This is a genomic window from Chitinimonas prasina, assembly GCF_030160395.1.
GTDB lineage: Bacteria > Pseudomonadota > Gammaproteobacteria > Burkholderiales > Chitinimonadaceae > Chitinimonas > Chitinimonas prasina.
In genome coordinates this window covers 1,443,601-1,468,915 of record NZ_BSOG01000001.1, presented here as the reverse complement: position 1 = coordinate 1,468,915, position 25,315 = coordinate 1,443,601, and the positions used below count along the sequence as shown (strand labels likewise).

At 64.2% G+C, this 25,315-nt stretch carries 20 protein-coding genes; 7 read left to right on the top strand and 13 right to left on the bottom strand.

Features of this window, described 5'->3' with window-relative positions; all coding sequences use genetic code 11:
• The first annotated feature begins 71 nt into the window (after window positions 1-71).
• Window positions 72-2,045, top strand: a complete 1,974-nt coding sequence (gene parE, locus QQK16_RS06755) for a DNA topoisomerase IV subunit B (RefSeq protein WP_284195664.1) — start codon at window positions 72-74, stop codon at window positions 2,043-2,045.
• A gap of 55 nt (window positions 2,046-2,100) precedes the next feature.
• Here parE and QQK16_RS06750 read toward each other — a convergent pair whose 3' ends face one another.
• Genes QQK16_RS06750 through QQK16_RS06740 form a run of 3 tightly spaced genes read right to left on the bottom strand, consistent with a single transcriptional unit; the run spans window position 2,101 to window position 6,685 of the window.
• A complete protein-coding gene (locus QQK16_RS06750; protein WP_284195663.1) occupies window positions 2,101-3,327 on the bottom strand; it encodes an alanine racemase in 1,227 nt (408 codons plus the stop codon).
• On the bottom strand, window positions 3,324-5,291 hold the full coding sequence (locus QQK16_RS06745) for an aldehyde dehydrogenase family protein (protein ID WP_284195662.1): 1,968 nt from the start codon (window positions 5,289-5,291) through the stop codon (window positions 3,324-3,326). Before QQK16_RS06745 ends, QQK16_RS06750 begins: the two co-directional genes overlap by 4 nt.
• On the bottom strand, window positions 5,291-6,685 hold the full coding sequence (locus tag QQK16_RS06740; RefSeq protein WP_284195661.1) for an FAD-dependent oxidoreductase: 1,395 nt from the start codon (window positions 6,683-6,685) through the stop codon (window positions 5,291-5,293). The genes QQK16_RS06745 and QQK16_RS06740 overlap by 1 nt, the downstream gene beginning before the upstream one ends.
• Window positions 6,686-6,877: 192 nt before the next feature.
• Here QQK16_RS06740 and QQK16_RS06735 point away from each other — a divergent pair, with 192 nt between their 5' ends.
• The 3 genes from QQK16_RS06735 (at window position 6,878) to QQK16_RS06725 (ending at window position 11,230) form a co-directional block, all read left to right on the top strand.
• Window positions 6,878-8,866, top strand: a complete 1,989-nt coding sequence (locus tag QQK16_RS06735) for a neutral/alkaline ceramidase (protein WP_284195660.1) — start codon at window positions 6,878-6,880, stop codon at window positions 8,864-8,866.
• Between the two features lie 96 nt (window positions 8,867-8,962).
• Complete coding sequence (locus tag QQK16_RS06730) at window positions 8,963-10,378, top strand: OmpP1/FadL family transporter (protein ID WP_284195659.1); 1,416 nt, start codon at window positions 8,963-8,965, stop codon at window positions 10,376-10,378.
• 216 nt (window positions 10,379-10,594) lie between these two features.
• On the top strand, window positions 10,595-11,230 hold the full coding sequence (locus tag QQK16_RS06725; RefSeq protein WP_284195658.1) for a TetR/AcrR family transcriptional regulator: 636 nt from the start codon (window positions 10,595-10,597) through the stop codon (window positions 11,228-11,230).
• A 130-nt stretch (window positions 11,231-11,360) separates the two neighbouring features.
• On the opposite strand, the gene ptsP is transcribed toward QQK16_RS06725, so the two are convergent.
• The 5 genes from ptsP to gshA all read right to left on the bottom strand — a co-directional run bounded on the left by ptsP (window position 11,361) and on the right by gshA (window position 16,237).
• Window positions 11,361-13,094 (bottom strand): phosphoenolpyruvate--protein phosphotransferase, encoded by a 1,734-nt coding sequence (gene ptsP / locus QQK16_RS06720; protein WP_284195657.1) that lies wholly within the window; start codon window positions 13,092-13,094, stop codon window positions 11,361-11,363.
• A 5-nt stretch (window positions 13,095-13,099) separates the two neighbouring features.
• On the bottom strand, window positions 13,100-13,369 hold the full coding sequence (locus QQK16_RS06715; protein ID WP_284195656.1) for an HPr family phosphocarrier protein: 270 nt from the start codon (window positions 13,367-13,369) through the stop codon (window positions 13,100-13,102).
• A gap of 14 nt (window positions 13,370-13,383) precedes the next feature.
• Complete coding sequence (locus tag QQK16_RS06710) at window positions 13,384-13,785, bottom strand: PTS sugar transporter subunit IIA (protein ID WP_284195655.1); 402 nt, start codon at window positions 13,783-13,785, stop codon at window positions 13,384-13,386.
• A 118-nt stretch (window positions 13,786-13,903) separates the two neighbouring features.
• Entirely contained in the window at window positions 13,904-14,848 is a 945-nt protein-coding gene (gshB, locus tag QQK16_RS06705) for a glutathione synthase (protein WP_284195654.1), read from the bottom strand.
• A gap of 87 nt (window positions 14,849-14,935) precedes the next feature.
• Window positions 14,936-16,237, bottom strand: a complete 1,302-nt coding sequence (gene gshA / locus QQK16_RS06700) for a glutamate--cysteine ligase (RefSeq protein ID WP_284195653.1) — start codon at window positions 16,235-16,237, stop codon at window positions 14,936-14,938.
• A gap of 354 nt (window positions 16,238-16,591) precedes the next feature.
• Here gshA and mgtE point away from each other — a divergent pair, with 354 nt between their 5' ends.
• The 3 genes from mgtE (at window position 16,592) to prmC (ending at window position 19,765) form a co-directional block, all read left to right on the top strand.
• Window positions 16,592-18,040: a magnesium transporter gene (gene mgtE, locus QQK16_RS06695; protein WP_284195652.1), complete on the top strand. Its 1,449-nt coding sequence runs from the start codon at window positions 16,592-16,594 to the stop codon at window positions 18,038-18,040.
• A 118-nt stretch (window positions 18,041-18,158) separates the two neighbouring features.
• Window positions 18,159-18,947: an EAL domain-containing protein gene (locus QQK16_RS06690; protein WP_284195651.1), complete on the top strand. Its 789-nt coding sequence runs from the start codon at window positions 18,159-18,161 to the stop codon at window positions 18,945-18,947.
• Window positions 18,944-19,765 (top strand): peptide chain release factor N(5)-glutamine methyltransferase, encoded by an 822-nt coding sequence (gene prmC / locus QQK16_RS06685; RefSeq protein ID WP_284195650.1) that lies wholly within the window; start codon window positions 18,944-18,946, stop codon window positions 19,763-19,765. Before QQK16_RS06690 ends, prmC begins: the two co-directional genes overlap by 4 nt.
• A 10-nt stretch (window positions 19,766-19,775) precedes the next feature.
• Here the strand turns inward: prmC and QQK16_RS06680 are convergent, their stop codons facing one another.
• From QQK16_RS06680 to mreC, 5 genes are read right to left on the bottom strand one after another with little or no spacing between them, the layout of a single operon-like run.
• Entirely contained in the window at window positions 19,776-20,801 is a 1,026-nt protein-coding gene (locus QQK16_RS06680; RefSeq protein ID WP_284195649.1) for a septal ring lytic transglycosylase RlpA family protein, read from the bottom strand.
• A complete protein-coding gene (rodA, locus tag QQK16_RS06675) occupies window positions 20,798-21,898 on the bottom strand; it encodes a rod shape-determining protein RodA (protein ID WP_284195648.1) in 1,101 nt (366 codons plus the stop codon). Before rodA ends, QQK16_RS06680 begins: the two co-directional genes overlap by 4 nt.
• On the bottom strand, window positions 21,888-23,840 hold the full coding sequence (gene mrdA, locus QQK16_RS06670; RefSeq protein WP_284195647.1) for a penicillin-binding protein 2: 1,953 nt from the start codon (window positions 23,838-23,840) through the stop codon (window positions 21,888-21,890). Before mrdA ends, rodA begins: the two co-directional genes overlap by 11 nt.
• Window positions 23,837-24,349, bottom strand: a complete 513-nt coding sequence (gene mreD / locus QQK16_RS06665; RefSeq protein WP_284195646.1) for a rod shape-determining protein MreD — start codon at window positions 24,347-24,349, stop codon at window positions 23,837-23,839. Before mreD ends, mrdA begins: the two co-directional genes overlap by 4 nt.
• A complete protein-coding gene (gene mreC, locus QQK16_RS06660; RefSeq protein ID WP_284195645.1) occupies window positions 24,349-25,254 on the bottom strand; it encodes a rod shape-determining protein MreC in 906 nt (301 codons plus the stop codon). Before mreC ends, mreD begins: the two co-directional genes overlap by 1 nt.
• Window positions 25,255-25,315: the final 61 nt, after the last annotated feature.

The following is a 25,315-nucleotide window of genomic DNA, read 5'->3' as shown; positions in this document are numbered from 1 at the left end:
GCCCGCCGGACTTGCCCCGGCAGCCTCGCGCCCCTAGACTCCGCGCAACTGCAGCAATAGAAAGACCTGTAATGGCCGCCGCACCGCAATACGACGAATCTTCCGTCAAGGTACTCAAGGGCCTGGAGCCGGTAAAACACCGGCCCGGCATGTACACCCGTACCGAGCATCCGCTCCATATCGTCCAGGAAGTGATAGACAACGCCGCTGACGAGGCGCTGGCGGGCTACGCCAAGAGTATCGAGGTGGTGGTCTACCAGGATGGCTCCATCGGCGTGGCTGACGATGGCCGGGGCATACCGGTGGGCATACACCCGGAAATGGGGGTGCCTACGGTGGAAGTGGTGTTCACCCAGCTGCATGCGGGCGGCAAGTTCAACAAGAAGGACGGCGGCGCCTACAGCTTCTCGGGCGGCTTGCATGGCGTGGGCGTCAGCGTGACCAATGCGCTCTCCACCCGGCTGGAAGTACGGGTCAAGCGCGATGGCGCCGAACATGCGCTGGCCTTTGGCGATGGCTTTGTGATCGAGCCGCTGGCCGTCGTCAAGGAAGTAGGCAAGAAGAACACCGGTACGACCGTGCGCTGCTGGCCCGATGCCAAGTATTTCGACTCGCCGGCCATCCCCATGGGCGAGCTGGCGCATATCCTGCGTTCCAAGGCGGTGCTGCTGCCCGGCATTACCGTCACGCTGATTACCGAGAAAAAGGACGGCAGCCGCGATACCCAGAGCTGGACCTATCCGGACGGTTTGACCGGCTACCTGAACGAGCAGCTGAGCGGCGCCGACCTGATCGTGCCGCTGTTCCGTGGCGAGCGCTATATCACCGAGGCCAATGAGAGCTTCTCCAGCGGCGAGGGCGCCGCCTGGGTGATTACCTGGACGGAAGAGGGCGGTATTGCCCGTGAGAGCTACGTCAACCTGATCCCCACCCCTTCGGGCGGCACCCACGAGACGGGTCTGCGCGATGGGGTATTCAATGCCATCAAGAATTTCATCGACCTGCACAACCTGCTGCCCAAGGGCGTCAAGCTGCTGCCGGAAGACCTGTTTGCACGGGCCTCCTTCGTATTGAGCGCCAAGGTGCTGGACCCGCAGTTCCAGGGCCAGACCAAGGAGCGGCTATCCAGCCGCGATGCGCTGCGGCTGGTATCGACCCAGGTGCGCGATCCATTCGAGCTGTGGCTGAACGAACACCTGGACTACGGCAAGAAGCTGGCCGAGCTGGCGATACGCCAGGCCCAAAGCCGCATGAAGGCCGCCAAGACCGTCATCAAGAAGAAGACTAGCGGTGTGGCCGTGCTGCCAGGCAAGCTGACCGACTGCACCAGCGAGGATGTGAGCCGACGCGAGCTGTTCCTGGTCGAGGGCGATTCGGCTGGCGGCAGTGCCAAGCAGGGCAGGGACAAGGACTTCCAGGCCATCCTGCCCTTGCGCGGCAAGGTGCTCAACAGCTGGGAAGTCGATGCCGGCGAATTGTTCGGCAACAACGAAATCCATGATATCGCGGTAGCCATAGGCGTAGACCCGCACAAGCCGGACAGCGCCATAGACCTCAGCGGGCTGCGCTACGGCCGCATCCTGATCATGAGCGATGCCGACGTGGATGGCTCGCATATCCAGGTACTGTTGCTGACCCTGTTCTGCCGGCACTTCCCGCAGCTGGTCAAGCACGGCCATATCCATATCGCCCAGCCGCCGCTGTACCGGATAGACGTACCGGGTTCGGGCAAGAGCAAGCCGCCGCGCAAGTTCTATGCGCTGGACGATGGCGAGCTGGAAGCCGTGCTGGACAAGCTGCGGCTGGAGAAGGTGCGCGAGGGCAGCTGGGGCATCAGCCGCTTCAAGGGCCTGGGTGAAATGAACGCCGAACAGCTGTTCGAGACCACCATGAATCCCGACACCCGCCGCACCCTGCAGATTGATTTCGACGCAGCCGAGGACGATACCCGCCGCATCATGACCATGCTGATGGGCAAGGGCGAGGCCTCGTCCCGCCGGGCCTGGCTGGAAGAAAACGGCAACCTGGCCGAAGGGGATATCTAGCGTATCCCCGCTAGGGCCGGCGGATGGCATGCGGCTGGCTGGTGCCGTCCGCCCCTCAGAAAAAGCGCCATCCCAGGCCACGATAGGTCGGCACCCGGTCGACGATACTACCGTCCCGTACCAGCAGGACTTCATCAAAGCGATCCAGGTATTCCCCCGCCTTGGCTGGGCGGAATAGTACGGGGCTGCCTATCTCTGGCAAGTTCTCGCCGAACAAGGGGGTCTGGACTTCGCCCAGGCCTTCTTGGCCCAGCAGACGCAAGCCAGGAGGCCAGACTGGGAGGGGTTGCTTGCGGGCTTCGATGGCGCCGGAGGCAATATAGCCGCCGCCCTGGCAGGTGATGCTGCCGGCACCGGCACTGCGGCAGGCTTCCAGGGCGAAGAAGGCGGCGGGCTCGTGCTGGAAGCCCCGGAAGTGATCGAACAGGACCGGGGTATAGAGCCCAGAGCCGGCGCCCAGTTCGGTCACGCTGAGATCCTGGGCGGTGCTCTCCAGGCTGCCGGTACCGCCGCCGTTGACGAAGCGCAGCTGGGCACCCTCCAGTTGCAGGGCCGCGACCATGGCCTGGCGGCGGGCGGCGATGCGCGGTATGGCCCAGGCCTTGAGGCGGGCCACCACCCAATTCTCCAGCGCCTTGCCGGGGACAGCCTCGCCTACGCCGGCTATCTGGGCCTCATAGCCCATCAGCCCCACCAGTTGCAGGCGGGCATGGCGTGCCAGGCTGGCATGCAGGGCCACCAGCTTGGCCGGGGTATTGAGCGGCGAGCGGTAGACGCCGAAGTGCAGGCCGGGCAGGTCCAGGCTCATATCCAGGTCGAAGGCTATCTGCATCCTGGTGCCCGCCTGCTCGGCAGCGGCCTGCAGGGCCGCCAGATGTGCCTCGCTGTCGGCCATGGCGACGATGCGGCGGCCGGCTGCCACAGCCTGGGCCAGGCGCGTCAGTGCCTGGGGCTGGCAGGTGGGGTAGGCCACCAGCAAGTCGTCCAGCCCCTGTTCGGCCAGGGCGACGGCCTCGGCCACGCTGTAGCAGAGCAGGCCGGCATAGGCTGGGCCAAAGGCCAGCGCCCGCTTGAGCAGGGCCGGCACCCGCAGCGACTTGCTGGCCACCCGTATGGGCTTGCCGCCGGCCCGTGCCGCCATGGCAGCCAGGTTGCGATCAAACGCGTCCAGATCAATCAAGGCGCAGGGCAGGGCTTCGCCGCGCACCGCATCCAGCAGGCTGGCATAGCGTTGGTGCCTGGGCTGGCTGGCTTGCGGCGGCATGGCGGCGGCCCGTTTCATGGCTGGCGACCCTTGCGCCCCAGCTTGTTGGCCAGGGATTCCAGCGGCAGGCCTGCCAGGGCAAAGCGGATGATGCCCACCAGGCCGCGCATACGGCTGGCCACCGTCATCTTGTCCAATGCCTGGTATTTGGCGGTGGTGAACGGGTACCAGTTGGCCTCGATCTTGGCCGAGTTGCCATCCACCATCACGGCCTTGGTATTGCAGAAGCCGCGTAACCCGTCCTCGCCCTTGAAGCGGCCTATGCCGCTCTGCTTGGCGCCGCCGAAGGGCAGGGCATGGTTGCCCTCGGTAATCATGTGGTTGTTGATGGAGACATTGCCGACCTTGAGCTGCCGTGCCACGCGCTCCAGCTGGGCCTTGTCGCCCCCCCAGACGCAGGCCGACAGGCCATAGATGGTCTGGTTGGCCAGCCGCACGGCCTCGGCCTCGCCGTCGAACGCCATCACCGGCAGGAAGGGGCCAAAGCTTTCCTCCTGCATGACCCGCATCTCGTGGTTCACCTGGGTCAGCACGATGGGGGGAATGGCCGGACTGACACCATCCCAATCCAGGCCGGTATGCTGCATGGCGCCCTTGGCCAGGGCATCAGCCAGGTGCTCGCGCACGATGGCGATCTGCATGGGCGTGGTCATGCTGCCGATATCATGGTCTGGCCCGGTGCCCAGGGTCAGCTTGCTGGTCTGCTCCACCAGCCGCGCCACGAAGCGCTCGAAGAGCGGCCGCGCCACATAGCAGCGCTCTATCGAGGTGCAACTCTGGCCGGTATTGGTGAACGCACCCCACATGGCGCCAGCGACGGCGCGCTCCAGATTGGCATCGGCAAATACCAGCATGGGGTCCTTGCCGCCCAGCTCCAGCTCCACCGGCACCAGCAGCTCGGCAGCCTGGGCCATCACCCGCTTGCCGGTGGCAATGCTGCCGGTAAAGAACAGCTTGTCGGGCGCTTGGGCCAGGCAGGCACTGCCGATCTGACCATTGCCGTACACCACCTGTGCCCAGTCCGCCGCAAAGCCGGCTTCGGCCAGGATGGATTCCACCAGCCCGGCCAGGGGGGTGTATTCCGATGGCTTGTGTACCACCGCGTTGCCGGCGGCAAAGGCGATGCTGATGGGCACGATGGCTTGGTAGAAGGGATAGTTCCAGGGCGCGATCACCAATATGGTGCCCAGCGGTTCGTACCAGACCCGCGACTGCTTGCCCAGCATGGCCAGCGGCGTGGGCATCTTGCGGTCCGCCAGCACGGCGGCCGCATGCCGGCGCAGGTATTCCAGGTTGTCGATGACGGCGTATATCTCGCCCAGCAGGGCATCGCTGGCGCACTTGCCTGTCTCCTGGCTCACCCGGGCGATGATTTCCTCACGCCGCCGCAGCACCACCTGACCCAGCCGGTCCAACAGTGCCAGCCGCTGCGGTAGCCCCAGTGCGGCGATAGTGGTTTGTGCGGCGCGGGCACGGTCGAAGACAGCTGCCACTTCGGTGGCATCCACGGCAAGGTCTGGCGCGGCATCGCGCACGAGCTGGTTCATCACGGGTTCTCCCGGTATCTGGGTTCGTATGGCGGCATCCCAGCCCAGGCGGTCGCGCACTTGCGTGCCGCCTGGGCCGGCAAAGCCGTAGTAAAGCGAGTAGACCACCCCTGCCGCGCCCAGCCGGGCCAGCCGCAAGGGGGTGAGCCGCAGGTGCTCGGCCTGGTTGAACAGGCGCAGCAGGCCGGCGAGCAGGGGTTGGGGAAGGCTGGCCGCCACATCCAGAAGCAGGCCCAGGTCGGCCCGGTCCTGCGGGTGCATGGCCTCGGCCAAGCGGTCTATCTGCCAGCCAGCGCCGCTGGCGCTGAAACTCGGCAGGCCGTCTCCGCCGGGGCAATAGCCATCGCCCAGCCGGTTCAGACCGCGTAGCTGGCGAGCGCTGAAATAGACGCTGCCCAAGGTGGCAGCCAGGTGCAAAGTAGATTCACGCCGCATCACGCAGCCTCCGCCATCTGTCGCCCCAGGCGGCGTGCCAGCGCCATGATGGTGAGCGAGGGGTTGATACCCGGCGCACTGGGAAACAAGCTGGCATCGGCCACCTGGATGCGCCGGCTGCCGAACAGCCGGTAGTCTTCACCCACGCAGCCCTCCTCGGGCCTGCGTGCAAAACCCAGGCCGCCCATCAGATGCAGGCCTATGCCAAAGCGGCCCGGCAGCACACGCTCGGCGCCGGTCGCCTCGAATATCCGCTGCACAGCCTGGTAGCCCGCCGCCGCGCGGCGCTGGTCCTCGGCGTCCAGTTCCTTGTCTATCTGCAGCCGCCCGCCCTGGCCCAGGCTGAGCCGGCCTGGATGGCTGTCGCGCACGGCGACTTCTATGCAGGCGTAATGGCGCATGGCGGCCATGTCGGCCTGATGGGCCGCTCCCATGCCCGGCAGCAGCAGGGCGGTGCCGATGGGGGGGGAGAACACGTTTTCCAGCTTGAAGCCCTGCCGCCTGAAACCGGCATCATCCGACTTGTAGGCTTGGAACGGCCCCTTGTGGGCAAGGACAGGCTCGCGGTATTGGGCAAAGTACATGAACTGTGGGTGGCAGTAATAGCCCTGCCCCAGCCTGGGCAATTGAGCGGCATAGCCCGAGCGCAGCAGCACGGTATTGCTGCCCAGGGTGCCGGCCGCCAGCACCATCTGGCCGGCGCGGAAAGTCTGTGGCCGGCCATCGGCCAACCTGGCCTGCACCGTCACCCGGCCGGGAGCTTCGCTCACCCGCTCGACCTCGCACTGGGTCAGCAGTTTGGCGCCCGCCTTGAGCGCGGCCTGCAGCGAGGTCAACGGCGTCGACTGCTTGCTGTCCAACCGGCAGCCGTACAGGCACTCTATGCAGTCGTTGCCCTCCTCGTGCCGACAGCCAGACTGCCCCCGCTGCAGCGGCGCGCACTGATATCCGCACTGCTCAAAGCCCTGCTTGAACAGCTGGGCATTGCGGTTGGCATGCACCAGCGGCACCGTCTGTATCTGCAGGGCGCCACGGGCCCGAGCGTACCAGGGGGCCATGCCCGCCTGGTCCAACCAGGCAAAGCCGGTACGCTCGCGCCAGTCGTCCAGCGCGACATCGTCAAACTCATCGAGCAGGGCCTGGTTGACGATGGAGCCCCCGCCCACCACCCGTGCCCGCAGCATGGCGATGCTGGCGCTGCGGTTGAGCTCCATGCCGCCATGCCAGAACAGCCTGGTATTGCCATCCAGCTCGCCACGCGGGTAGTCCTGCCGCGAATGGTAGGCCCCCGCTTCTATGACCAGGCAGCGCCAGCCGGCGGTGGCGAGCTCGGCCGCTGCATTGGCCCCGCCTACCCCGGCCCCTATCACGATAGCGTCGTAATCGCTTTGCACTCGCCTCTCCTCTTCCCCTTCTTGTAACGATGTTATCCCATAAAACCTTTGTATTGCGCAAGCTACCATTTCTGTTGCATCGCAGCATAATTTGCGCTTTTACATCAATTACTTGCGCAATCAAATCGGGGTTTGACAAATCCAAAACGTGATTCATAACATCGTTACACAAACACACAAAGGAGACACGTCATGCATGCTTTCAAACAGCGTTCCGGCCGCTGGCTATGCCTGGTCGCACTGTTCCTGACCCTGCCTGCCCAGGCGGGATACCTGGTTGGTCGGGGCAAGGCCGACATCACCGGCGAGGCGGCCGAAGTCGGCATGATGGGCTATGCCAAGCTGGACCAGAAGACCGCCGGCATCCATATGCGCCAATGGGCACGGGCCTTTGTGGTGCAGGATGAAGCAGGCCGCCGGCTGGTATTCGTCAACAACGACCTGGGCATGGTCTTCCAGGGTGTGCACCAGGCGGTGCTGAACCGCCTGCAGGCCCGCTTCGGCAACCGCTATACCCGCGAGAACGTGCTGCTGTCGGCCACCCATACCCACGCCGGCCCTGGTGGCTTCTCGCACTACGCCCTGTATAACTTCACTACCCTGGGCTACAACGCCGCCACCTTCCATGCCGCAGTCGATGGCATAGTCGAAGCCATCGTGGCCGCCGATGCCGACCTCAAGCCCGGCGAGATCCGGGTGGCACGGGGCGAGTTGTTCGATGCCAGCGCCAACCGCTCGCTACCGGCCTATGAGCGCAACCCGGCAACCGAACGCAGCCGCTGGCAGCACAACATAGACCCCACCATGACCGTGCTGCGCTTCAGCCAGGGCGGCCGCGATGTGGGGCTGATCAGCTGGTTCGCCACCCACGGCGTCTCCATGCATCCCGGCAATACCCTGGTCTCGGGCGACAACAAGGGCTATGCCGCCCAATACATAGAGAAGCAGGTCTACGGCAAGCAGGGCCGCAACGACTTTGTCGCGGCCTTCGCCCAGAGCAATGCGGGCGATATGACGCCCAACCTGTGGCTGAACGGTAACGGCCCCACCAGCAATGAATACGACAACACCCGGTTGCTGGGCGAGCGTCAGGCCGGCCGTGCCCTCAGCCTGTTCAATGGCGCCAGCGAGCTGGTAAGCGGGCCGGTGGACTACCGCCAGCAATACGCCAATCTCTCGCAGGTGGCGCTGCGGCCTGAGTTTGGCGGTGGCCAGACCTGCCCGGCCGCATTGGGCCGCGCCTTTGCCGCCGGTACCGAGGATGGCCGGGGCGAGGATGGCTTCAACGAGGGCGACCTGACCAGCAATCCCTTCCTGGCCCAGCTGGGCGGTGCGCTGTTTGGTGCGCCCAAGGAGGTGGAGGACTGCCAGGCCCCCAAGCCCATCATGATCGCCACCGGCCTGCAAAAGCCCTTCCCCTGGACACCTGAAGTGCTACCAGTATCGGTGGCGCGCATAGGCCAGCTGGCCATTGTGGCAGGGCCAGGTGAGTTCACCGTCATGGCCGGCCGCCGTGTGCGCGAGACGGTGGCCCAGGCCATGGGGCTGCCGCTGGGGAATGTGATCTTTGCCGGCTATACCAACGCCTACGCCGGCTATGTGGCCACCCCGGAGGAGTATGACGCCCAGCACTACGAGGGTGCCTCCACCCACTTTGGCCGCCGCACCCTGCCGGCCTATGCCCAGCTGTACCAGGATCTGGCCACGGCCCTGCGTAATGGCCAGGCGGTAGCCGCGGGTCCGCAACCGCGTGATCTCTCCGGCAACCAGATGAGCCTGCAGACCGGTGTGGTGCTCGATAACACCCCAATCTTCAAATCGTTCGGCCAGCTGGATCGCGATACAGCGGCCAGCTACAGCCGTGGCCAGACTGCCGAAGCCTGGTTCTGGACCGGCCACCCCAAGAACAATCTGCGCCGCAACAACACCTTCGTCAGCATCGAGCGCTGGGATGGCAGTACCTGGCGCCGAGTGGCCAGCGACGACGACTGGAGCACGCGCTACCACTGGGTACGCATAGACCCGGTGTGGGGCACTTCGCAAGCCCGCATCCAGTGGCAGATACCGCTGGATACCACGCCGGGGCAGTACCGGATTGTCCACCTGGGTAACTACAAGAATGGCTGGAACGGCCAGATCTACGGACTCTCGGGCAGCAGCCGCAGCTTTACCGTCTACTAAGTCCCCCGTACCACGCACGGCCTTGCCCTAAACCGGGCAAGGCCGTGACGAGGCCGCACCATCGCAATCAGACACTAACAATAACGAGGAGCACACATGAAGCAGCAACAGACCCTGGCCACCCTGGTGGCGCTGGCCCTGCTACCCGCCGCACAGGCTAGCGGCTTTGCCCTGGATGAACAGGGCGCCGCCGGTATGGGCAATGCCTGGGCTGGCGCCGCCGCCGTCACCGACGACGCCAGCGCCGTCTTCCACAATCCTGCTGCACTGATACGGGTGCAGGGGCCGCAGTTGGTGGCGGCAGGCAACTACCTGGATTTCTCGGCCCGTTTTCATGCCACCGGCAGCGACACCTGGCTGGTGGACCGTGCCACCGGCACCGTCGGCACCAGCAGCATGCTGGGCACACCTACCGGCGAAATCCGGCCGGTGGGCGGCAGCGGTGGTAGCGATGCCGGCCGGGGCGGCGTGGTGCCCGGCTTTTTCTATGCCCAGCCCCTGAGCCACGATCTGGTACTGGGGGTGGGCGTCTATGCCCCGTTTGGCAGCGAAACCCGCTTCGATGCCAATTGGGCCGGCCGCTATACCGCCATCGACACCGTCCTCACCGGTCTCAACATCAGCCCCAGCCTGGCTTGGCGCATCAGCCCCCGGCTATCGCTGGGCCTGGGCCTCAATGCCACGCTGGTCGATGCCGAGGCCAGCAAGGCGCTGGATTTCCGTTACGAGGCCAGCATCGCCGAAATGGCGCTGGGGCAGGCCATACCTGTGATAGACGGCAAGGCCACGCTCAAGGGCGATGGCTGGGGCTGGGGGGCCAACCTGGGCCTGTTGTACCAGCTGGAAGGGGGCGGCAGCCTGGCGGCCAGCTTTCGCAGCAGCATGACGCCCAAGGCCAAGGGCGACTATCGGGTCGATATTCCGCCGCTCTACAGCGAGTTGGCCGCTGGCCTGGGCTTGAGCCTGGAATCGGAAATCCAGTCGGCTACGGCCAAGGTCAAGCTGCCCTGGCGCCTGCAACTGGCTGCCGACCTGCCCTTGAACCAAACATGGTCGCTGCAGGCCGACCTGACCCGTACCGGCTGGAAGCGCTTTGACGAGTTGCGGGCCGTGATCAGCAATACGCCCGACCAGGTACAGGTGCAGAACTGGCGCGACACTACCCGTCTGGGCCTGGGTACCACCTGGCGGCAGAGCGACAGCATGGACTGGAAGTTCGGTCTGGCCTGGGACCAGACCCCGGTACGCTCAGCCCATTGGCGCCATCCCTCCACCCCCGACGCGGACCGCCTGTGGCTAACTACTGGCCTGAGCTGGCGCCCCAGCAAGGCCGGTAAGCTGGATGTAGGCCTGGCCTATGTACGCATGGATGATGCCGCCGTGGATTACACCGACACCGCCTACAACCGGGCCGACTATCCTTTCTTTGCCGCTGAACAGAAGTTCCGGGTACGCGGCAGCTTCGATCTGTCGCTGTGGTCCTTGGGCTTACAGTATCGCCACAGCTGGTAAGCGCCGGCCCACACCGGCCCGGTTGTGACTCCGTTGCGCCGGCTGCCCCGGCGTGGCGGAGGCACAGTCATCCCGGGCAGGCACGCCCAACCCTCGCCAAAACAGCGGCTTGGCAAGCACAGCACCTATGCGCAAAGGATACTTATATTTCTGTCAACCGTTTACGCGGCTACGGCCCAGTGCTCAAATAGCATCTTCTGCATCACAGGCTGCACCATGTCCATCGCCGAACGTCGTCAACGCGAGCGCGAAGTCCTGCGCCGAAAAATCATCGATGCCGCCCGCGCCCTCTGCGCCGAGGGGGGCTACGAAGCCCTCACCGTACGCGCCATTGCCAGCCGCATCGAATATTCCACCAGCGTCATCTACAGCCAGTTCGAAGACAAGGCCGCCATGCTGCGCGTCATTGCCGACGAGGACTTTGCCGAGCTGACCCGGCAATTGATGGACCACGACGTGGCTGATGCCAGCCCAGCCGAGCGCATTCTGGGCATGGCAGAGCGCTTTGCCCATTTTGCCCAGCACCAGCCCGAACACTACCGCCGCATCTTTATCAGCCCGCCGCCACCGGTCAGTGTCGAGGAATCCGCCGCCGAGCACGGCAACCCCAACGAAGATGCCTACGCCTACGCCCGCGCGCTGTTCGTGGCCTTGATAGAGGGCACCCCCAGCATCACCGAACCTGATGCTGACGCACTGCTGCAGATGTTCTGGGGCACCCTGCATGGGCTGATCGCCCTGCATATGACCCTGGGCGACGAGCCCTGGGTAACGCTCAAACCGCTATCGCCCCTGGTGGACAGCGCCTCGCGGGCATTGCTGCGGGGCGTGGGCGTGGTACTGCCGGCCTGATTTGTGCCCAGCATGGGACGATGCTGGGACTATGCACCGCTAGTAGCGTAGGGGCCGCCGCGCCTTTCCAGGCCGCACCGGTAGATATCTGTCCCAACTCCACAGGCTGTACACCCGGTGGCCGGCGCGCTCAGGCCACTACATCGTTGAGCATTTCACGTACCTGATCGGCATCGGCGGCCTGCTCCAGCATGGGGCGCAGCGCACCCAGCTTCTGCAGGTCGCAGCTGAGGATAATCTGTTTCACATTCAGCAACTGGGCAGGATGCATGGAGAACCGCCGAAGGCCCAGGGCCAGCAACAAGGGGGTCAGGCGGACATCACCGGCCATCTCGCCACAGACCGACACCGGCACATTGGCCTGGTCGGCCGTCTTGATCACATGGGCGATCAGGTGCAGTACGGCAGGGTGGAAGGGGTCGTACAGATGGCTGACGCTATCGTCGCCTCTATCGACCGCCAGGGTGTACTGAATCAGGTCATTGGTGCCGATGGAGACAAAATCCAGCTTCTTCAGGAAATGCCCCACGGTAATGGCCGCGCCGGGCACTTCTATCATGCCGCCTATCTCCACCAAGTCGGAGAACTCGATGCCATCCTCGCGCAGGCCTTCCTTGGCCTGCTCCACGTGGAACAACACCTGGTTCACTTCCGCCAGGTTGGCCAGCATGGGCACCAGCAGCTTGAGCTTGCCATGGCGGCCGGCACGCAGCAGCGCCCGCAGCTGGGTGCGGAACATATGCGGCTCGGCCAGGCACAGGCGTACGCCGGTCAAACCCAGTGCCGGGTTAGCGGCAGAGATGATTTCGCCTTCCGCCCACTTGGGCATCTTGTCACGGCCCAGGTCTATGGTACGGATGGTGACAGGCGCGCCTTTCATGCCCTGGATCACGGCCTTGTAGGAGGCGTATTGCTCATCCTCATCCGGCAGGTCGTCGCGACCCAGGAACAGGAACTCGGAGCGGTACAGGCCCACGCCGGTGGCGCCATTGGCCAGCGCCTGCTCCACATCGCCGGGCATCTCGATATTGGCGTGCAGCTCGATGGCCGTGCCATCCAGCGTCTTGGCGGTGGTGGTCTTGAGCCCGCGCAGCTTCTTGCGGTCGGCGGCATAGCCAGCCTGGCGCTTGCGGTACTCGGTCAGTATGGTTTCACTGGGGTCGATGATGGCCACGCCGGCCGTGCCATCGACAATCAGGGTCTCATCCTCGCGTATCAGCTGGCGAGCATGGTGCAGCGCCAGTACCGAGGGGATATCGAGGCTGCGCGCCAGGATGGCGGTATGCGAGGTCGGGCCGCCCACATCGGTCAAGAAGGCGGCGAACTCGGCTTCCTTGAACAGCACCATATCGGCCGGCGACAGGTCGTGCGCCACCAGGATGCGTTCCTTGCTGTCCTCGGGCGGCACATAGTGGCCCCCCCCTTCGCCATTGAGCGCCTTGAAGATGCGCTCCACCACCTGGATCACATCAGCGCGGCGCTCGCGCAGGTATTCCTCTTCAATAACGTCGAACTGCTCCAGCAGCCTGTCCTGCTGCAGCTTGAGCGCCCATTCGGCATTGCAGTGCTGCGCCTGGATGATGTCGCGCGGCTCTCGGCTGATGGTGTGATCGTTCAGCAGCATCACATGCAGGCTGAGAAAGGCGCCCAGCTCGGTCGGGGCATTCTCGGGAATGCTGCCCCACAGCTGCTCCAGCTCCTTGCGGGTCAGCCGCACCGCCGCATCGAAACGGGCAATCTCAGCGGGCACCTCGGCGTCCGTGATCTCGTAGTGGGCAACTTCGAGATCGGTATGGCTCACCAGATGCGCGCGGCCTATGGCGATACCGCCACCTATGCCTATGCCGTGCAGGGTGATGGTCATGGGGGCTATTCCGACTCGTCGAAACGGTTGGCAATCAGCTCGGTAATGGCTGCCATGGCAGCATCCTCATCCTCGCCGCTTATCTCCACACTGATACGGCTGCCCTTGGCGGCGGCCAGCATCATGACGCCCATGATGCTCTTGGCGTTGACGCGCTTGCCATTACGGGTCAGCCAGACCTCGCTGCGAAAGCGGCTGGCCAACTGGGTCAGTTTGCTGGAGGCCCGGGCATGCAGGCCCAGCTTGTTGATGATTTCAACTTCCTGTTGCGCCATGGTGTTCTGTCTCTCTAATCCTGCTTGCTGGGCGGCAGCATGTACATCACGCCTTCCAACCCACCGGTGACGGCCTTGCCGACCACCACATCAAGCGATTCATGTCCGTAATTGAGTGTACGCACCAGCATGGGCAGATTCACCCCCGCCACCGCTTCGATGCGGCCCGGCTCGATCAAGCGGTAGGCCACATTGGACGGCGTACCACCATAGATGTCCGACAGCACCAGCACGCCACTACCGGTATCCAGCTCGGCCAGCAAAGCCCTGGCCCGCTCCAGCACCACGTCTGGGTCGTCGCTACGGTACACCGGCAGATAACGAAGTTGCGGCAAGGGCCGACCAAGCACATGGGCAGCACACTCGGCCAGGCTCTCACCCAGGCCATAGTGCGTTACCAACAGGATTCCAACCATGACGAAGCTCAAAAAAACGCGTTGGAAACGATTCTAGCAGCCGCCGCCCGCTGCGCTGCACTATATGCGGACAAATGTACCGTCAGCAGGTGCCGGCAGCCCTGCCGGCAGCCTCCACTCACGCGCTGATGGCGGCTTCCAGCGCATCCATGAACAGGCCAGCCACCGGTATGCCGGATTGCGCCGTGATTTCCTGGAAGCAGGTCGGGCTGGTCACATTCACCTCGGTCAGGGTGTCGCCGATGACATCCAGCCCCACAAGCAGCAAACCCTCGGCCGCCAGCAGGGGGCCCAGCGCCTCGCCTATCTCGCGGTCGCGGGCGGTCAAGGGCCTGGCTACGCCAGTGCCGCCGGCGGCCAGATTGCCACGGGTCTCGCCGGCCTTGGGTATGCGGGCCAGGCACCAGTCCACCGGCTTGCCGCCGATCAGTAGCACCCGCTTGTCGCCATCCTTGATGGCCGGCAGGTAGCGCTGCACCATCAGGCTGACCGTGCCGTTGCGGGTCTGGGTTTCCAGTATGGCACCCAGATTGGGGTCATCCGGCCGCAGCCGGAAAATACCGGTGCCGCCCATACCATCCAGGGGCTTGAGCACCACGTCGCCATGCTCGGCCAGAAACGCACGGATATCGTCGTCGCGGCTACTGACCAGGGTAGGCGCGATAAACTGGGGAAAGCGCAGTATGGCCAGCTTCTCGTTGTTGTCGCGCAGGGCGCGGGGCTTGTTGAACACCTTGGCGCCCTGGCGCTCCGCCGCCTCCAGCAGATGGGTGGCGTACAGGTACTCACTGTCAAAGGGCGGGTCCTTGCGCATCACGATGGCATCCACCTCGGGCAGACCCAGGGTGGTAGCGGGCTCGGCCCGGTACCAGTCGTGGGCATCGCCAGTCAGGTTGATGACCCGCATGTCGGCCAGCACCCGGCCATCCAGAACCCGCATGTCGCGCTGCTCGAACGCCAGCACGGTGTGGCCGCGGGCGGCGGCCTCGCGCATCATGGCAAAGGTGGAGTCCTTGTAGGTCTTGAACCCATCCAGTGGGTCGGCCAGAAAGGCAATACGCATGGCTTGGTCTGCTCGAGTGGATTTGAGTCGGCCCAGGGCCGGGAACTCGGCCAGGGCGCACAGCAGTGGATCAGTCAGGCAAGCCGGCTAGGCCGCCATGCTGATGCTCTCCAGCACCGATTCGGTGCTTTCGATCTCGCGCGAGGCAGCCAGCAGCGCCAGCCGGGCCACCACGCCATAGGCGTAGAAGCGGTTGGGCGCGCAATCTGGGCTACCGTCGCAGTCCGGTGTCGATAGCGGGGTATCAAAGGCCAGCGGCTTGAAATACGCCCCCGGTGCATTGAGGTTTTCATCGGCGCCGCGCTCGGTATGGACGCGATAGAAGCCGCCCACCACAAAGCGGTCCATCATGTAGACCACTGGCTCGGCCACCGCCTCCTCCAGCGTCTCGAAGGTGGGCACGCCCTCCTGCACGATCACGTCGCTGACCTCCAGGCCTTCCTTCACCACCGCCATCTTGTTGCGCTGCTTACGGTTCAGGCCGATCACATCGGCAGGCGACTTCACGCTCATCACGCCCATGCCATAGGTGCCGGCATCCGCCTTGACGATGGCGTAAGGCGCATCGGTAATGCCCAGTTCACGATACTTGGCGGCCGTCAGCCCCAAGATACGCTCCACCTCGGCAGCCAGACGCTCCTCGCCTTCGCGGGTCTGGAAATCCAGCTGGCTGACCTGGCCGAAGTAGGGGTTGATATACCAAGGGTCTATGCCCAGCAACTGGCCAAACTCCGCGGCCACGCCATCATATTCACGGAAATGGTGGGTCTTGCGGCGAACAAACCAACCAGCATGCAGGGGTGGCAGCAGGTTCTGGTCGATATCGCGGAGGATATCGGGAATGCCGGCCGACAGATCGTTGTTGAGCAACACCACGCAAGGATCAAACCCAGGCAGGCCCACGCGGCGGCCATTACGTTGCAGTGGCTCCACCGTCAACGTCCCGCCATTGGGCAGTTCCAGGGTGGTGGGTGCCGTGATCTCGGGGTTCAGCGTGCCCAGTCTTACATTGAGGCCAGCCAGTTTCAGGATGCGCGCCAGCGAGGCCACGTTCTGCAGGTAATACTGGTTACGGGTATGGTTCTCGGGTATCAGCAGCAAGCGCCGTGCATCGGGGCAGATCTTCTCCAGCGCGCTTTGCACGGCCTGCACGCACAGTGGGGTGAAATCCGGGTTGAGGTTGTTGAAACCGCCGGGGAACAGATTCATGTCCACCGGGGCCAGCTTGAAGCCGGAATTGCGCAGATCGACCGAGCCATAGAACGGCGGCGCATGCTCCAGCCACTGGCTGCGGAACCAGGCTTCAATCTCGCACTGGGCGGCAAGGAACTTGCGTTCCAGGTCAAGCAGGGGGCCGGTCAGGGCGGTGGCTAGGCGGGGTACGTTCATGGCGGAACCTGTCTGGAAAAGAAACGGGCGAACCCGGACTTGGAGAATAGCCCATTGTGGCTAACTGTCACGACAGCCCTGGCTCCTTTGATGGCGTCTAGGCCGGCCAGCCGGGCTCTGGGAGCGGCAGGGCGGGCAATTCCTCTTAGATAGGGGCCAGGGGTGACAGTTTCAAGCCTTGCCCATGCTACACTCGCGCGGCTTTTCATGCTGCCCGGCCGAGCGTGCAAAACCGCTGCCTGTGCCATGCCGAAACAGCCGGCCAGGCACAGCAACAGCCCCCAGGATTTGCCAGGCAGCATAGGCGCCACCGTGCGTGGCGCAGCTAGTTAATGAACCGGTTCCGAGGTCGCCATGTCCGCACCCGCCCCCAAGCCCAAGGAAAGCCTGCAGGAAACCCTGCAGCAGGTGCTGCGCATCCTTAGCCGCCACAAGCTGGTCGAAAACCTGATCCACAAGCAGGAGATGCCCAAGCACGAGCTGGTGGAAACCATCGTGCACAAGCAGAACCTGACGGAGCTGGAAAAGCGGCTGGAGCAGCTCTACCCCGCCGACATTGCCTTTATCCTTGAATCGCTGCCGCTGGACGAACGGTTGACGGTATGGGAGCTGGTACGCCCGGAAATCGAGGGCGATGTGCTGCTGGAGGTGTCCGACTCTGTGCGGGAAACCCTGCTGGCCGACATGGATCGCGAAGAGATCCTGGCCGCCGCCGAGCATCTGGATACCGACGAGCTGGCCGACCTGGTGCCCGACCTGCCGCAGGACGTGATGCACGAGCTGATGGGCTCGCTGGAGGAGGAAGAGCGGGCCGAGCTGCAATCAGCGCTGTCCTATGCCGACGACCAGGTTGGCTCGGTGATGGACTTCGACATGGTCACCATTCGCGACGATGTGACGCTGGAGGTAGTGCTGCGCTATCTGCGCCGCTTCGATGAACTGCCACACCATACCGACAAGCTGTTCGTGGTAGACAACGACCAACGCATCAAGGGTGTGCTACCCATCAAGAAGCTGCTGATCTCCGACCCCGAGCGCGGCGTGGCCGATGTGATGGCGCACGAGGTGGTGATCTTCCGCCCCGACGAGGACGTCGGCGACGCGGCCCAGGCCTTCGAGCGCTACGACCTGGTATCCGCCCCGGTGGTGGACTCCACCCACAAGGTCATCGGCCGCCTGACGGTGGACATGATGGTGGACGTCATCCGCGAGGAATCAGAGGCCGAGGTGCTGAGCCTGGGCGGCCTGAAGGAAGACGAAGACCTGTTCAGCTCGGTCTGGAGTTCGGCCAAGAACCGCTGGCCCTGGCTGGCACTCAACATCGTCACCGGCATCATTGTCTCGCGGGTGATCGGCGCATTCGAAGCCACCACCGCACAGATCGTCGCGTTGGCCGCACTGGCCCCCATCATCTCCGGCATCGGCGGCAACTCTGGCTCGCAGACCGCCACCATCATCATCCGCGCCATGGCGCTAGGGCAGGTGACCGCCACCAGCACCCGCCGGCTGGTGGCCAAGGAGTTCGGCATCGCCATGCTCAATGGCGCGCTATGGGGTAGCGTGCTGGGCACGGTGGCCTGGCTGATCTACGGCAAGCTGGGCCTGGGCCTGGTGATGGCCGGCGCCATGATGCTGAACTTCCAGGTAGCCGCCGGCGTGGGGTTATTCGTACCGCTGCTGATGGAGCGCTTCGGCCGCGACCCGGCCTATGGCTCCAGCGTGTTCCTGACCTTCATGACCGATGGCATGGGCAACCTGATCTTCTACGGTCTGGCCACCCTGTTCCTGCTCAACGCCATGTAGGCAGGTGCCCGGCATGTCGACAGCTGTGGCGAGCAGGCTGCAAGGCGGTAAACCCGCATGTCGCCTGCCACCACCGGCTTTTAAATTGTGCAGCTCCCCTCGTGTAATATTTCCCGCCATGTTCTCGCCCATCTCAGACCGCGCCCTCCATCTTGCGCCAGCCCGCCTGCCAGCCACCCTGCTGCTGGATCTGATGCGCCATCAACGCTATGGGGTGGAGTACCAACCCATCATCGATATCGCCAGCGGCGAGGCCATCGCCTACGAGGCGCTGGCGCGCTTTTATGCGGCAGATGGCCAGCCGCTGGCACCCAAAGCCGTATTCGACGCCCTGCACGCCAGCCCACTGAGCCTCTACCAGGTGGAATACGACATGAAGCAGCTGCAACTGGCCCATGCCCCGGCCGATGCCAGCCAGCTGTTCGTCAACCTTGATCCCGATGCCTACGGGGTGACGGCCAACGAGGCGGAAGACCCGCTGCTGGGCCTCTTGGCCAGCCACGAAGGGCTGGTGGTGGAGATCATAGAAAATACCGATGTCGCTGACGCCCAATTATCGCAGCAGTTGGCCCAGGCCTTCTCGGCCCGTGGTGTACGGCTGGCGCTGGACGATATCGGAGCGCCCAACTCCATGCTCTCGCTGGATGTGATGATGGAGGTGGACTGGTTCAAGTTCGACCGCTCCTGGCTGGTACGGGCGCGTGACAGCCGCAACCGGGCAGCGCTGACCCACCTGATCGCATTCGCCCACGAATGCCACTGCAAGGTGATACTGGAAGGCATAGAGCGTCCCGAAGACCTGGCACTGGCGCGCAGCCTGCAGGTCGACTGCGTGCAGGGCTTTCTCTACCGCAAGCGCTTCGTCTCGGTTTCGCAGGCCGCTCGCCCCGCCCGGACGGCAGCATGAGCAGCGTCGCCAGCCTGATCATGGCCGCCCGGCAAAGTGGCATGCCGGTACTGGAGGCACGCTTGCTGCTGGAACATGCCAGCGGCCTGAGCCGCACCCGCCAGGCCGCCTGGCCCGAGGCCGAGCTGCCGCCCGAGCAGGCCGAACGCTTCCACACGCTGCTGCAACGACGCCAGGCCGGCGAGCCGGTAGCCTACCTGATAGGCCTGCGCGAGTTTTTCAGCCTGGATTTCGAAGTCAGCCCTGCCGTGCTGATACCACGGCCTGAGACCGAGCTGCTGGTGGAACTGGCGCTGGAGCACATTCCGCTGGACACCCCCAGCCGCGCACTGGACCTGGGCACCGGCTCCGGCATCATCCCGGTGTCACTGCGCAAGCACCGCCCCATGCTGGACATGCGGGCAGTCGATATCTCGGCCGACGCCCTGGCCGTAGCAGCCCGCAATGCTGAGCGCCATGCCACCCCCATACAGCTGATGCAGAGTGACTGGTATGGCTCGCTGGGGCGTGAGCAATTCGACCTGATCGTCTCCAACCCGCCCTATATCGCCCATGGCGACCGGCACCTGGCAGAGGGCGATCTGCGCTTCGAGCCGCGTGGTGCGCTCACCGACGAGGCCGACGGCCTGGCCCATATCCGCCGTATCATCCAGGGCGCTCCCCGCCACCTGGTCCATGGAGGCTGGCTGCTGTTCGAACACGGCTACGACCAGGCCGAACCCAGCCGCGCCTTGCTGACGGCAGCCGGCTTTACCCAGGTGCAAAGCTGGGACGACCTGGCCGGCATCGCCCGCGTCACCGGTGGCCGACGGGCCTAGCACCCAGGTTTTAGCGCATCACCACCGGCCGCAGATCCGCCTCGTTGGCGATCCGGTCGGCTGCCTGCTGCGCCGCCTGGCGGCTGTCGAACGGGCCTACCCTTACCCGCCAGATAGCGCCGCTGTTCTCTACCACCGGCGCCGGTAGCCAACCCAGCGTGCCCGTCACCTTGTCGCGAAAAGCCTCGGCTGTCGTCTGGGTGCCGAAGGCCCCCAGCTGCACCCAGCGCTGCTCGGCACGGGTCTCTATCGGTGGTGCCGGCATGGGTTCGTCCGCCAGATTGCTGGCCAGCCGGGCCAGCGGGTCCACCGCCGTGGTGCGCTCATCGCGTACCGGCAAGGTGCCGGCTGCCGCCTCTACCGCCTGCAGCAGCGCCGTCTCGGGCGGAGGAGCTGGCTGGGTCTCGCCGGGTGCAACCGCCTCTACCTTGACCTGGGCGCTACCGCCATTGTGGTAGCCCAGCCGGTAGGCAGCGGCATAGGACAGATCGATTACCCGCCCCTTGTGGAATGGCCCCCTGTCATTGATACGCACCAGCACCGACTTGCCGTTGCTCAGGCTGGTCACCCTGGCATAGCTGGGTATAGGAAGGGTGGGGTGGGCGGCAGTCAGCTTGAACATATCGTAGGGCTCGCCGCTGGCCGTACGCTTGCCGTGGAACTTCTTGCCATACCAGGAGGCCATGCCCTGCTGGCTGAACTCGCCATAGGTCTTGCGTGGGGTATAGCTCTTGCCCAGCACCGTGTAAGGCCGGTTGGCATAGCGGTGCAAGGGCTCGGGCCGGGCTTCCGGCTCGGTCAGGGCATCCAGATCGTAAGGCACGTCCAGAATGGGGCCATCGTCCTGGTAATAGCCGCCATATTGCTGCGGTATCTGTTCGGGTTTGGCCGGCGGCAGGGCAGGCTTGGGATTAGCCGCCACAGGCGGGCGTGCAGGTTCGGCCGGCTTGCTGGGTGTGGCAGGCGGCAGGGGCTGGTAGCTGGCGCAGCCGGCTGCCAGCAGGCAGCCGCAGAGTACTAGATGTCGTATCGTCAACTCTTCATCAACTTTCGGTCACGCTGAATAGCCATCAGCATACCGAAACCGATGAGGATGGACAGCATGGCGGTACCCCCGTAGCTGACCAACGGTAGTGGCACACCCACCACCGGCAGGATGCCAGACACCATGCCCATATTGACGAACAGATAGGTGAAGAAGGACAGCGTCAACGCGCCGGCCAGCAATCTGCCAAACAGGCTGGAAGCGTTATTGGCAATCATCAGGCCACGGCCGATGACGCAGAGATACAGTATCAGCAGCAGGATATTGCCTATCAGGCCGAATTCCTCGGCATAGACGGCGAACACGAAGTCAGTGGTGCGCTCAGGAATGAAGTCCAGGTGGGTCTGGGTACCCTTGAGCCAGCCCTTGCCGAACACCCCGCCAGAGCCGATGGCAATGGTGGACTGGATGATGTGGTAGCCATTGCCCAGCGGATCGGCCATGGGATCGATCATGGTCATCACCCGCTCACGCTGGTAATCATGCATCAGCGGCCAGATCACGAAGGGGATGGCGACCGCCAGCCCGGCCAGGCCGCCCAGGATGATGCGCCAGGAAAGGCCAGCAAAGAACAGAACATAGAAACCGGCTGCACCGATCAGCAAGGCCGTGCCCAGGTCAGGCTGCTTCAGCACCAGCGCCATGGGCATGCCTATCAGCAAGGCAGCCACGGCAAAATGCTTGAGCTTGAGGCTGGCCTCGTGCCGGTCGAAGTACCAGGCCAGCATCATGGGTACGGCCAGCTTCATCAGCTCTGACGGCTGTATCCGGGCCACGCCTATGTCCAGCCAGCGACGGGCGCCGTTGGTGATGTCGCCGAACAGCGCCACCCCGATCAGCAGCACCATGCCGAAGGTATACAGCTGCGGTGCCAGCCACATCAGCTGCACCGGCTTGAGGTTGGATACCACCCACATGGCAGAGAGCGCCACCACCACCGAGACCAACTTGCTGTTGATCTTGTCGAAGCTCTGGTTGGACGCCGAGAAAATGGTCATCAGGCTGACACCGACGAGCAGGGCCACGAACAGCAGCAGCCAGGGGTCGATAGGGTCGACGAAACGTTTGATCAGTCGCTTAATCAGCATGGCTGTGACTCGTGATTTCCGGTATTGGCGCCTGCGCCTCGGCAGTGGGCGCCACCGCCCCGGCTGCGGGCTTGGCTTCCTGGCTGGGCAGCTTGCCCAGCAGGTAGTAGTCGAAGGCCTTGCGGGCAATAGGCGCGGCATGCGCGGCACCGAAGCCAGCATTCTCCACGATCATGGCCAGGGCGATACGCGGTTTGTCGGCCGGTGCAAAGGCGATGAACAGGGCGTGGTCGCGCAGTTCCTCTCGGGTGGAACTGGCGTTGTACTTGGCGCCCTTGAGGCTGTAGACCTGGGCCGTGCCGGTCTTGCCGCCCGAGGTATAGGGTGCACCCCGGAAAGCGGTGGATGACGTCCCCTGCATATTGGTGGCCACCATGGCCTGCTTGATGACTTCGATATGCTCGGGCTTGTAGGGCAGTTGTTTGGCCGGCACCGTCTCCAAAGCACGCCGCTCGCGGCTGACGCTGTCCTCTATGTATTGCACCAGATGCGGGCGGTACTGCACGCCGTTGTTGACCAGGGTGGCTGTCGATTGCGCCATCTGGATGATGGTATAGGTATTGAAGCCCTGGCCGTTGCCGATGGAAATCGTATCGCCCGCCAGCCAGCGCTGCTGTTCCTTGCGTTTGAAGGCGCGGCGCTTCCAGGCCTGCGAGGGCAGTATGCCTTCCTTCTCGCCTGGCAGGTCCACCCCGGTACGGCTGCCAAAGCCCAACGGCCCCATGAAGTTGGATATGGCGTCTATGCCCATATCGTTGGCCAGGCGGTAGTAATAGGTATTGCAGCTGACCACGATGGACTTGTGCATATCGACCATGCCATGGCCGTGAACCGCATCGTCGCGCCAGCGGTTGTTACCCATGATGAAATAGCCGGGGTCGGAGATGGCATCGCTGGGGCGGCGCTTGCCGGTCTCCAGCGCAGCCAGCGCCATAAAGGGCTTGAAGGTGGAGCCAGGCGGATACAGGCCCTGGATGGCGCGGTTGTTGAGCGGCCGGGAGGTCGCGTCGTTGAGCTCCTTCCACGATACCGGATCGATGCCATCAACAAACAGATTGGGGTCGAAACCAGGCCGCGACACCATGGCCAGTATACCGCCGGTGCTGGGCTCTATGGCTAGCAGGGCGCCACGGCGTTCGCCAAATGCCTGCTCCACCACCTGCTGCAGCTTGATATCCACGGTCAGCACCAGATTGTTGCCCGGCGTGGCCTGGGTGCTGTTCAGCGCCCGTATGGCCCGGCCGCCCGCATCGGTCTCGACCTGCTCATAGCCGGTAGTGCCATGCAGCACCTGCTCATAGCTCTGTTCCAGGCCGAACTTGCCGATATGGTCGGTGCCCTTGTAGTTGGGCAAGCGGCCATCGGCATCCAGTCGTTTCAGGTCGCCATCGTTGAGCCGGCCGATATAGCCCACCAGGTGCGAGGCGGATTCGCCCATGGGGTACTGGCGGAACAAGCGCGCCTTGACCTCCACCCCGGGGAAGCGGAATGCCTGGGCCGCAAAGCGGGCCACTTCCTCGTCACTGAGCCGGGTCTTGATGGGCAGGGACTCAAAATCCTTGCTCTCATCCAGAAGCTTCTTGAACCGGCGCCTGTCCTTGGCCGTGATATCGATGAACTCAGCCAGCCGGTCTATGGTGGCGTCCAGCTTCTCGCCCAGCTTGGACTGGGTGATTTCCAGCGTATAGGCCGAATAGTTGTGGGCCAGCACCACGCCGTTGCGGTCAGTGATGATGCCGCGCGACGGTGGGATGGGCACCAGCGAGATGCGGTTGCTCTCGGCCAGGGTGTGATACTTGTCGTGCTTCATCACCTGCAGGTAGACAAAGCGACTGAGCAGGATGGCGAAGCCGATCAGCACGCCGGTGATGACCACCACCAGGCGCAACTGGAAGCTGTAGCGCTCGCCGTGGTGGTCGCGCAATACGGTGCGACGGCTCATGACTGGATTTCGGCAGGTTTATCCACGCGCTGCGGTGCCTGCAGCAACTGGCTCAGCAGGGGCCACAGCAAGGCGCCCGAGAGGGTGCCGACAAAATAGCTCCAGCCCGGAAAACCGCTGCCCGTCGCCATGCGCACCAGCAGCATGATGAGCTGGTTGGCCAGCAGCAGGGGCGCCACATAGAGGGCCTGCTGCCACAGCGGGAACATGCCCAGCTGGCGATGTCGCCCCAGCACAAACCAGCTGGTGGCGCAGTAGGCCAGGCCATGCTGGCCAAACACATTGCCGTCAGCGATATCCAGCAGCATGGCCAGCCAGAAGGCCCAGCCCACGCCCACATGGCGCGGCTGGTTCATGCACCAGTAGAGCAGGGTCAGTGCCACGAAATCGGGCAGGAAGGCACGCACCATGGGGCCCCAGGGTATCAGCGCCAGGGTTAGTGCCACGATAAAGGTAAAGACGATAAAGCTGCGCTTGACCGGCTTGAGCAGTTGGCTGGATACCGGCATCAGGCAGGCTCCTTGTGGGCGCCGCGACGGGCGGGCTTGGCGGCATGCTCCACCGGCCTGGCGGGCTGATCCCGGCGTTCGTCCAGTATCAGCAGGAAGCGGTGCTTGTCGATATCGGCGGCCGGCTCGCAGCTGATGCGGGCAAAGGCCGAACCGGCATTGCGATCCACCCGCTTGACCCGGGCCACGGGCAGGCCGGGCGGGTAGGTGCCATCGATGCCGGAAGTCACCAGCACATCGTCACTGCGTATGTCGGCGTTGAGCGGCATCCAGTTCACTTCCAGCGGGTTTTCCGGGCCCAGGCCATACAGCACGGCCCGCACACCGTTGCGCACCACCTGCACCGGCACGGTATGGCCCTTGTTGGAGATCAGCGTCACCTCGGCCGTCAGCGGTTGCAAACGCGTCACCTGGCCGACTACCCCCTGGGGGTCTATCACCACCTGGCCCAGCCTCACCCCGCTGCTTTCGCCTCTATCCACCACCAGCTTGGCGGTAAACGGATCGCGGTCGTTATACAGCACCTCGGTCAGCGTGCCCTTGCCCTGGTGGGCTGCCCGGGTAGACAGCAGGGCACGCAGTTGGGTGTTCTCCTGCCGCAGCGCCTGTAGGCGCATCAGTTCGGCACTGGCCAGCAGCTTGTCGTCCTGCAGCTTGCGGTTCTCCCGCTGCAAGGCCGTCTGCGACACAAAATAATCGCCCACCTGCTGGGCGGCGGAGATAGGGGCGGTCGCCAGCCACTGCAGCGGATACAACGCTACCGATACGGTCTCGCGCACCGGCTGCAGTATCTGCCAGCGCACATCCACTACCAGCAGGGTGAGCGACAGCGAGGCGTAGATCAGCAACAGGCTGAATGGCTTGGGGCCCTGCTTGAAGAAGACAGGTTGGTTAGTGGCTTGCATATCAGGGTGAGGGGCAAGGCGCAAAGGGCGCTGCGTGGAAGAGCTGGCTCTTCACACCTCA